We start from the raw sequence: 9,970 nt of genomic DNA, 5'->3' as shown, positions 1-9,970 counted from the left end.
GTCCCGATCGGCGCACGGCGCGAAGCTGCGCCCAAAGCCGATACTCTTGCGCTCGCGCTTTGAGACGACCTCGCCCTCATCCTCGCCGCTAAGGGCTGCGAAAATTTTCCTGCCGTTTGCGCCCATCTTTTCAAAAATTTCTCTGTGCCCTAGCGCGTCGCCGAAGCTTATGATGCCGTATTTGCCGAGCGTTTTTTGCGCCGCTTTGCCGATGCCAAAAAATTTCGCTACCGGCACGGCGGATAGCTCGCGCGCGATTTGCGATTTTAAAATTTGCCGCACGCCGAAGGGCTTAGCAAGGCTCGTGGCGAGCTTTGCGATCAGTTTTGCTTCGCTAAGCCCGACGCTACACGGAAGGCTAAAGCGGCGCATAATCTCGCTTTGCAAAAACGCGGCAAAGCCCAGCGCGTCCGCGTCGTAGGGCGTGCCGCGTAAATTTAGAAAAAACTCGTCGATGCTAAATTTTTCGATCTCGGGCGTAAAGCTTAGTAAAAACTCATAAATTTCCCGTGAAATTTTTCGGTATTCGCCGTGCTGCGAGCGCACCAAAATTAGCTGCGGGCAGAGTCCGAGCGCGATTTTAACGGGCTGAGCCGAGTGCACGCCGTCCGCTCTGGCCTCGTAGCTCGCGCTTAAAATCACGCTACCAAGCTCGCTCTTGCCGCCGAAAATCTCCTCGTCGCCGCCTCCGACGACTGCGATCTTTTTGCCCGCAAGCGCGGGGTCCGCAAGCCTCGCAACCGAGACGAAGAAGCTGTCCAAATCGATATGAGCTATCAAACTATGTCGATCCCAAAACCGCTAAGCCCTGCGTAGTCTTTCGGCTCGCTCTTGCTTAAAATTTTGATTTTTCTCACGCCCAGATGCGCTAAAATTTGCGCTCCGATGCCGAAGCTCTTAAAATCGGCGCGATTTTGCGCGGATTTTAGCATCAAAAGCACGCCGCCCTCTTTGCGCAAAATGTCCAGATCGCGCATGAAATCGTTAAATTTCGTATCGCTTAAAAACTCCAGATCGCTTGAAATTCTATGAAATTTCACGTTCGTCTGCGCGCTCTTTCCCAGCTCGCCGAAAATATAGGCGCGGTGCTCGTTGCCCTCGTGATCGCTCACGTCGTAAAATTTCGCCGCCTCGCCGCACAGCAGAGCGCTTTTTGGCTCGCTAAATTTAACGAGAGTTTCGTGTTTTAGGCGGTACTGCACGATCTGCGCGACCGAGATCATATTGATGTCGTGCTGCGCGCAGAATTTCTCCAGATCGTCCCTGCGCGCCATATCGCCGTCGTCTTTGACGATCTCGCAGATCACGGCGCTTTGCGAAAGCCCCGCCAAGCGGCACAGATCCGTAGAGCCCTCAGTGTGCCCCGTGCGTGCGAGCACGCCGCCACTTTTGGCGATAAGCGGGAAAATATGCCCCGGGCGGACGAAATCATCCGCGCGAGCGCCCACGCGCGACATCAGCTCGATCGTCATATTGCGCTCATACGCGCTTACGCCCGTCTTGGCATCTTTCGCGTCGATCGTGACGGTAAATGCGGTCTCGTGGCTGGAGGTGTTTTTATCGACCATCAGGCTTAAACCCAGCTGCTGCGCTATCTGCGGACTAAGCGCCACGCACAGCACTCCGCGAGCGTGCGTGATAGCAAAATTTACCTTCTGTGCGCTGCTAAATGTGCTCGCAAACACCAAATCGCCCTCGTTCTCGCGATCGACGTCATCGACCATAACGAGCATTTTGCCGTTTTTCAGATCCTCGATCGCCTGCTCTACGCTAACCATTATCGCTCCTTTAAATTTAATTCTACAAATGCCGCTTTTAGCTTCTCAAAAAGCGGGGCGAACGAAACGCCGTTTACGCGGACGTTTGCGATCGTCGTGATGAAATTCGTATCGCGCTGCCACCGCGGCACGAGATGATAGTGCACGTGCTCGGCTATGCCTGCACCCGCGGCGGCGCCGAGGTTCATCCCGATATTTACGCCGTTTGCGCCCAGAGTGCGCTTTAAAATCCCCACTCCGGCGCGCACGTAGCGGCTCATCTCCGCCCACGCATCATCGCTAAGGCACTCGATATTATCGGCGTGCTCGTAGGGTATCACCATAAAGGCGCCCGGGCTGTATGGGTAGAGGTTCATCACCCCGAAGCAGTGCTGCGCGCGAAAAAGCACGCCGTTGCGATCGTCGAACGCCGCATCCGCCGCCGCGTCGCAGAAGGGACAGCCGCTTCTTTTTTCGGTAAAATACTCGCTTCGCCAAGGGGCGCAAAGATAATCCATCTCTTTTCCTTTCCGAAATTCCAAAATTCTATGGAATTTTAAAATTTGCGTTTCGCAAAATTCTATGAAATTTGGAATTTAAAACTTCTAAATTTCATAGAATTTTATTTACGCGACTTGCGCTTGCTCGAACGGCGCAAAGTTATGCGCGCGGGGTACGCGCCCTTTACAAATCTCGGGCTGCGCAAGGCGCTTCGGCGCGATATACGCTTCGCAGATCAAAGCGCACGGCGGGCGATACTAAATCCGCGGGCAGTTTGCGTGCGCATTATAACAAAACTTTGACGCACTCACAGGCACGGTACGCGAAGCCAAACCTGCGCCGCAATCACCGTCGTGACACGCGGTAAAATTTAACGCGGCGCAGTCGTAGTACAGCCGAGGTTTATCGCGTCGTATCGCAGGGTATCGCAGCCCTGCTAAGCCCCTACGCCGTCCGCTTTTGTGGTAGCTCGCTTTACGCAGTTATCGTACGCGCAGCTCCTCTGGGCGGCTTAGGTCGCGAGCTGCGATTAAATTTACGGCGCCGTACAATCGCCAAAACTGAGCTTGGGTAGTACGCTAGGTATGCAAGGCGCTACGATAGACGCGCAATTCTCGGCGCTCAATGCTACAAGCGCAACCCCACGCGTGAAGCTTCGCAAACGTAAAGCTAAATTTAAACCCGCGCTTTTGCACCAGCTCGTGATGCGACGGAAAGTTATACAAACGAAAGGCGTAAATTTAAACCTCGCTCCGCAGCCGCTCGCGCAGCGCGTGATAATAAACTCACGACGCCAAAGCACAGCGTGAACGCTTACGCAGCGCGCGATATTAGATCGCGTCGCAACCGCTAAATTTAAAGAAATGCTAAATTTTAAAGTCAGCCGAATTTTACGAATTTTAAAATTTACCGCCTTAAAATTTCGCTCTCTTTGCTAAATTTAACTTCTCGTTCCGATCTGATCTTGCGCGATCAAACAAGCGGGTTTAAATTTCGCCGCCCGCGCCGAGCTTTATCTCGCGCAGTGCCGTGCCGACGTCATTTTGGCGCATAAAATGCTCGCCGATCAAAAACGCATCGACGCCCGCCTCGTGCAAGCTTAAAAGCTGCTCGTGCGAGTGTAGGCCGCTTTCGGCGACGATGATCTTACCGTTTGGAATCAGCGGGATTAGCCGCTCGCTCAGGCTCGTATCGACCTCGAAAGTCTCTAAATTTCGATGGTTGATGCCGATAATATCAGCGCCTGCGAAGACCGCCTTTTTCAGATCGTCCTTATCGTGGATCTCGCACAGCGCCTCAAGTCCCAGCCTGCGGGCAAACTCGAGCAGCTCTTTTAGCTGTTTGCCTTCCAGAGCTTTGGCGATCAGCAGGATAAAATCCGCGCCGTAAACCAGCGCCTCGAGAACCTGATAGCGATCGACGATGAAATCCTTGCGCAAAATGGGTATGCGGGTATAGCGGCGGATCTGCGGGATGAACTCGATGTCGCCTCTGAAATAATGCGGCTCGGTAAGCACCGAAAAGGCGTTCGCACCTGAATTTTCATACTCCACGGCAAGGCTTAGCGGCTCAAAATCCTCGCGGATGATCCCCTTGCTCGGGCTTGCCTTTTTGATCTCGGCGATGATGCGCAGCGGATCCTTCTCGTCGCTTCTAAGCGCGCTTATGACGTCGCGCGGCTCGTAGGGATTAGCGCTTAGCGAGCGGCCGAGTAGATCCTCGGGCAGTCTTTGTTTACGAAGCGCGAGATCCTCGCGAGTGCGCTTTAAAATTTCATCCAAAATCATCGCTACTGCTTTGGTGTCTGGATTTTAGAGCCGGTGGGCTCTTTCGACGTAGAATTTTGCTCTGGCATAAAATCCTGCCTCGATACGGAATTTTGTCTTGACGAGGCAGAATTCTGCGCGGCGGAATTTATGGGCGTTGCAAAATTTTCAGACGCCGCGGAATTTGGTGTCTGATTTTGAACTGCGGAATTTGCAGACCCAGCAGAATTTTGCGAAGCGGAGTCTTTTGGCGTTAAATCACGCGTTGCAGCGGAGCTCGGACGCGCGGAATCTAACGCAGAGCTTTCGGGCGCCGTAGATTTTATGGAATTAGGCGAAGGGGTTTTTGTTGCCGGGCTTTGCGGCGCCTGATCTTTCGGCGCGGAGCCTTTTATCGTAGCGGGGTTTTGCGATATAGAATTCTGCGGCGCTACGCCTGTGCCAGCGGCGCACGCATCGATCGCCTCTAAATGCTCTTTGCCTTCGGGGGAATTAAAAAATTCTGCGTCTTTGATCTTAGCCATTTCATTTTTAGCCTTGTCGCACTCGCCAAGCTTGTAGTATCCCCAAGCAAGCGAGTCCAGATAATACGGCGAGTCGGGGTCTTTTTGCAGGGCGCGGCGGACGAGTTCGATGCCCTTGCGAACGTCCAAATCGTGATCTATTAAGATGTAGCCGTAGTAGTTTAGGTGCACGGGGTCTTTAAGTTGCGGCGCGATATTTTCAAATTTTGCCACTACGCTAGACAGGGTTTTAGCGTCCACACTTTTGCCCGCACTTTCATATTCGTAGATCGCCTCGATCGCCAAAAAGTCGTAATTTTTGGTCTTCATAAACTCATCGCGCGCCATTTTAATCGCGGTTTTATAGTCTTTCTTATGCGCGTAGGCATCGATTAGAAGCTCGCGCTTGTAGTCGTATTTCTTCAAAAGCTCGATTATTTTATCAAAGTCGTTTGAGTAGTAATAAATCGCTATCATATCGTCCAAGAATTTATTATCCCCTTTGGCTTCATACAGCGCTTCATCGATCTTAGCGACATCCAAATAGCGTTTATTCGCGCGATACACATCAGCTAGCAGCTCGCACGCCATACCCTGGGCGCAGCCGTAGATGCGCCTATGCGTCTCGATAATGCGGATCGCTCCGTCCGAATCATTGAGTTTATTTAGCAGCACGTCGCATAATCTGATGAGATTTTCGTCAGTTTTGTCTAGCTCATAGGCTTTTTCAAAGTAGGTTTTGGCTAAAGTAAAATTCTCCATCGCATAATATGTCGCCGCTAAGATCGCGTAACTACGCGAAATGGGATCTACGGTAACTAGCTTAAGAGCAGCGGTATTGGCATTTAGATTATCTTTAATGCCTAAGTAGTAGCCGATTTTTACTCGCAGATACTCGGAGTCTGAGTTTAGGCTTTTTTCGCCGAGCTTTAAATAGCGCGCCGTATTTTTACGATCTTTGATCGCAAAAGCAGTCTTTAGCGCTTCTAGCAGATAAACGGACGAGCCCGTTTTATTGTATGCCTTTTCGTATAAAAACATCGATGCGACGGGATCTTTATGCAGTAGCTCCAAAGCCGTAAGCAAATCAAAATTTAGCTCGGCATCCTCTTGCGCTCGCATCGCGTGATTTAGCTTTTCTTTGGTTATACTTTTAGCGCTTACGCCGCGATTTATCAAGCTCTTTTTAATTGCATCTTTTGCACCGTTTTTTGTGCCAATGCCGGAATTCCGATCAGACGCCTTTTTATCCGTAACGGACTGCTTCGCCGCTGCAGCATTCGTCCCACTCTCCGCACTTAGATACTGCGGCGCTAAAATCATCGCCGCGATTAAAATTCCGCTTAAAACCTTACCCCGATACATTCTTCCTCCAATTCTTTAGTATGCGTTTTAAAATATTCCCAAAACGGAAAGCTACAGCACTGCTTCGGGCGCAGCTCGTAAATCCCGCAGTTGCGCTGCGCCTCGTCAAAAAATACGCACGCCAAACCGCCTTCAAAGGGCTTTTCTTTTACGCTAAATTTAGCGCCTATTTTTTGTAAATAAATTTCTTTAATCCTTGCGGGCGAAATTTTAAATTTTACCGCTAACGCCGCAATCTCACTCTCATCTATCCAGATATAGCCGCTCTCTCCCGTGCAGCACTTACCGCCGCAGCGCTCGCACGCGCTTGCATCGAAGCTGAAGCCGAACTCACTCATAATCCACGCTCGTTAAATTCGCGCTTTTGTAGATCGCGTGGGCTTGTGCGGTGCGCTTTCCGTGCGCGCTAGCGTAGATCGGAAGGGCGATCTCACAGGGCGAGCGCGAGTTCTTACGGGCTTGCAAAAGCGCGAGCTTAGCGGGCTTTGAAATGTCGGGATAGACAAAACCAAGCCTCGTCAAATTTAGCCTAAACTCGCCTAAAAGCTCGCAAATTTTAGCTAGCTTGCCCGCCTCGTAGCAAAAAATAAGCGTACCGCCAGGCTTAAGATGAGCATTCGCAGATCGCACGAAATCCCGTAGGCTAAGGCTTGCTGCGCTCTTACTAAGCGCCATATGAGGCTCTTTGCTAAGCGAAATGCGCTCTCGATAAAAGGGCGGATTTGAGACGATAAAGTCAAAACGCTTTTTGCTTTTAAACTCCGCAAAATCCGCGTGCAAAATCTCGGCAGGTAGATCGTTTTGCAAAGAATTCAGCCTCAAGATTTCTAAATTTCGCTCTTGAATTTCTAGCAAGCTTAGATTAATGCTTTTAAAATCGCGTTTTAGCAAAAATCCCAAAATTCCACATCCTGCGCCCACATCCAGCACGTCGCCGTATATCGCTCGCGGATTTAGCGCGCTTTTTAAACTACGCTCATTGCAAGCGGCAAACCAGCCGTCACACAAGCGCTCCGCAGCAAAATCCTCGCGCACCTTGGCGTCTTTAAATTTGCTCGCGAAATCTTTATCGTGCGTCTTTTGAGATTCTAAAGACTGCGCGATTTGCTCGTCACAAAATTTAAAATTTTCACCGCTTGCGATATCAGGCTTTAAAGCATGCCAGGCTTCGTCGTTTTGAAAATAGGAATTTTTACAGCGCTCGCTTTGAAATTTCTCCTGAAATTCCGCTTGAAATTTCATTTTAAATTCCGCCTGAAGTTCAGCGCAGCCCTTACTTCCAAAATCGCGATCATTCCCCACGCTATGGTTAGCGGTATACGACTCTTCTTTGCTAAAAGCGCAATCCTCGGCGCAAAATTTCGCTTCACCGCCTGCGAAATCCGAAGCGCAAAACTGCGCATTAAAGCCTCCATCTGTCGCGTCTTTAAATTCCGCACCACAGCCCAGCGCCCAAGAGCCATTTTGCGATGCTGCGTCAGCTTTACGCACGCCTGAGCTTCTTATAAAATTCCACAAAAAAATCGTATCGCTCGTGTAGCGATAACCTTTTTTCGGCTGATAAAGCCTCATCTGCGGATATTTTTGATGATGGTATGAGCGTGATTTATCGCCACCACGATCGATCCGCCGCTTCTGCTGATGAGATCTCCGCCCACGTAAAGCCCACTAGTGGCGGTTTGAAGATTTTCATCCACGATCGGCACGCCGTTTTCATCGTAAGCGATGCCGCATTTTTTAAGAAAATCGATCGGGCTCGTGCCGCCGATCGCGTATATCACGCGGTCAAACACGAGCTCGGTGCCATCATCAAATTTTACCAGCACCTTGCCGTTTTCATTCTCAAGAGCCTCTATATCGATACCTAAGCGCAAGATGATGTTGCCGTATTTGGTCTCGCGCATTACGTCGCTTTCGTTCGTCTCGTTTAGGCGGGTAAATTTAGGCTTGCGATAGCAAAGCGTCACGACATTGGTCTTGCATAGCGCTATAGCGTATTCTGCAGCTGAGTTACCGCCTCCGACGACTAGAATTTTTTCATTGATCGTGCATTTATCGAGATTGAAATTTACGCGTTGCGTGATCGAAGGTGGAATTTTATAAGCGGGCTTATTGGGCTTGCCCATCCTGCCAATTGCGACGATGACGTTGCGCGCGCGGTATCCAGCCGAGTTAGTCGTGATATAAAACTCATCTGCGTGCTTTTCGATCTTTTCGACCTCACTTTTGAAATTCGTATCGATTTCGTCGCTATCTAAGAGCTCGTCGAAATAATTTAGCACACTCTCTTTTGTGCCGGTTTCAAACGAAATAGAGCCGCGCGTCTCGCTGTCAAAGCCTTTATATTCTTTATCGACGCGCTTTTTATCTTTGTAAAACTGCCTAATCGTTTGAGAGTGGTTGTCGCCTTTTTCAAGCAGAAGTACATGCGCAAGCCCGTTTCTTTTGGCTTCTACTACGGAAGCGATGCCGCAAGGACCGCCGCCGATCACCGCCAAGTCGTAAACGTCTATCATAAATTTCCTTTAATCTTTTAAATTTCATACAAAATTATAGTAAAAATTCCATTAAAATCAGTGGAATTTCCTAGCAATTTCGCAGCTTAAATTTAAAATTTTAACGCTTTAAGATGCTTGCTTAGGCTAAATTTGAAAAGACATAATTTTCTACGTTGAAATTTTAAATTTCACGGCGCCAATCCGTTTGTAAAAACTAGCGCGGCAGAAGCTGCAGAAGCGGCGAATTTAAAATTTTACTTCGCCGAGATGGAATTTTGCGAGCTAAGATAAAGCGGCAAGGGCGGTGAATTTTTAAAATTTCACCGCCCAGGCAGAAGTTTTTAATAGAAGCTTTAAGGCTAATTAAAATTTAGCGTATACTTTATGCTAAAGTTAAATTCCATATCTTTCTCGACCTTTGGAAAGCTACCTTTTGTGCGCTCGACCGCGCTTAACGCGCCCTCATCAAGCGAATCGACATTCGAGGAAGACGTAACGCGAAGACCCTTAACATCGCCACTTGCCGTATAGGTAAAGTGCACGCCTACGACGCCGATTTTACGCATACGTTGCGCATTTTTAGGGTAGTGCGACTGCGCGTAGCGAGAAATGATGGCGAAAATTTTCTTGCCGACATCGCTATTGCTAGGATCTCCGCGGCTTGTTATAGCGTCGCTACCACCACCTGCGCTACTGGAGCCGCCGCCCCCGCCGCTACCCAGCGAAATAGGCTTTGTGGGGTCAAATTTTGCCGTTAAATTCCTATCGCTGCTTTGAACTTTATGCTCTTTTTTCGGCTTAGGTTTTTCGACCGGTTTTGGTTTTTCTACCGGCTTTGGCTTAGGCTTTTCGACCGGTTTTGGTTTTTCGACTACAGGCTCTGGTATAGGCTCCGGTTCAGGAATCGGCTCGGGCTCTGGTATTGGCTCTGGCTCAGGCGGAGTTGGTTCCGGTTTGGGCTCGGGCTCCGGCGGAGTGGGCTCTGGCTCAGGATCTGGTTCGGACTGATCGGAAAGAGGCGGGATATTGGGCTCATCGGAGATATCGCCCTGCTTGGCCTCATCCATTATGCTATCGATGGAAAAGGCTATCATATCGGGCATGCTAGGCGGCTTCGGTGCCGACGATAAAAGAGCAAAAACACCCACAGCGATGATGCAATGCAGCACCAAAGATACAATGAAGCCTACTGCGCTATCTTTATTCATTGCTCTTTTTCGGTCACGATCGCAAATTTTTCATGGCCTGCCTTTTTTAGGACATCCATGATCGAAATGAAAGAGGAAAATTTCGAGTCTTTATCGTTTTTTAGCACGACAAGATCGTTTTTATCGAGAGCGGCAATTTTTTTCTCAAGCTCATCCTCGCTTATTGCGACATCGTCTAGATAAATTTTAGATTCGCTATCCACTTTGATGGTAACTTTTTTATCTTCTTGCGGATTTTGCGAGCTTGAAGAAGATGGAAGATTTACCTTGATATGACCCTGCGCAATGAAAGTCGAGACACTAAGCACGATCGCTAACAGCACCAGCATAATGTCGATGAACGGGACGATATTTAGCCCGTCTCGTCTAGGA

General features: G+C 49.4%; 10 protein-coding genes. All 10 read right to left on the bottom strand.

The window, feature by feature from the left end; translation table 11 throughout:
• Window positions 1–780: DNA polymerase IV (locus tag Q0340_RS08780; RefSeq protein ID WP_298083009.1), on the bottom strand; the 780-nt coding region annotated here is incomplete at its 3' end.
• On the bottom strand, window positions 777–1,778 hold the full coding sequence (locus Q0340_RS08775) for a bifunctional 3,4-dihydroxy-2-butanone 4-phosphate synthase/GTP cyclohydrolase II (RefSeq protein ID WP_298083008.1): 1,002 nt from the start codon (window positions 1,776–1,778) through the stop codon (window positions 777–779). The genes Q0340_RS08780 and Q0340_RS08775, both read right to left, overlap by 4 nt.
• Window positions 1,778–2,275 carry an HIT domain-containing protein gene (locus Q0340_RS08770; RefSeq protein WP_298083007.1) on the bottom strand — a complete coding sequence of 166 codons (498 nt, stop codon included), beginning with the start codon at window positions 2,273–2,275 and terminating at the stop codon, window positions 1,778–1,780. Before Q0340_RS08770 ends, Q0340_RS08775 begins: the two co-directional genes overlap by 1 nt.
• A gap of 969 nt (window positions 2,276–3,244) precedes the next feature.
• Entirely contained in the window at window positions 3,245–4,045 is an 801-nt protein-coding gene (gene trpC / locus Q0340_RS08765) for an indole-3-glycerol phosphate synthase TrpC (protein ID WP_298083006.1), read from the bottom strand.
• Between the two features lie 2 nt (window positions 4,046–4,047).
• Window positions 4,048–5,892 (bottom strand): hypothetical protein, encoded by a 1,845-nt coding sequence (locus tag Q0340_RS08760; RefSeq protein WP_298083005.1) that lies wholly within the window; start codon window positions 5,890–5,892, stop codon window positions 4,048–4,050.
• Window positions 5,871–6,230 (bottom strand): YkgJ family cysteine cluster protein, encoded by a 360-nt coding sequence (locus Q0340_RS08755; RefSeq protein ID WP_298083004.1) that lies wholly within the window; start codon window positions 6,228–6,230, stop codon window positions 5,871–5,873. The genes Q0340_RS08760 and Q0340_RS08755 overlap by 22 nt, the downstream gene beginning before the upstream one ends.
• Window positions 6,223–7,464 carry a methyltransferase gene (locus Q0340_RS08750; RefSeq protein ID WP_298083003.1) on the bottom strand — a complete coding sequence of 414 codons (1,242 nt, stop codon included), beginning with the start codon at window positions 7,462–7,464 and terminating at the stop codon, window positions 6,223–6,225. The genes Q0340_RS08755 and Q0340_RS08750 overlap by 8 nt, the downstream gene beginning before the upstream one ends.
• Window positions 7,461–8,408, bottom strand: a complete 948-nt coding sequence (locus Q0340_RS08745; protein WP_297950436.1) for an NAD(P)-binding domain-containing protein — start codon at window positions 8,406–8,408, stop codon at window positions 7,461–7,463. Before Q0340_RS08745 ends, Q0340_RS08750 begins: the two co-directional genes overlap by 4 nt.
• A gap of 341 nt (window positions 8,409–8,749) precedes the next feature.
• Window positions 8,750–9,598 (bottom strand): energy transducer TonB, encoded by an 849-nt coding sequence (locus Q0340_RS08740; protein WP_298083002.1) that lies wholly within the window; start codon window positions 9,596–9,598, stop codon window positions 8,750–8,752.
• The coding region (exbD, locus tag Q0340_RS08735; RefSeq protein WP_298083001.1) for a TonB system transport protein ExbD at window positions 9,595–9,970 on the bottom strand (376 nt) is incomplete at its 5' end. The genes Q0340_RS08740 and exbD, both read right to left, overlap by 4 nt.

Source organism: uncultured Campylobacter sp., from assembly GCF_938045595.1.
In the GTDB taxonomy this organism is placed as follows: domain Bacteria; phylum Campylobacterota; class Campylobacteria; order Campylobacterales; family Campylobacteraceae; genus Campylobacter_B.
Note: the sequence above shows the minus strand (reverse complement) of the source record. Positions and strands in the feature narration are given on the sequence as shown.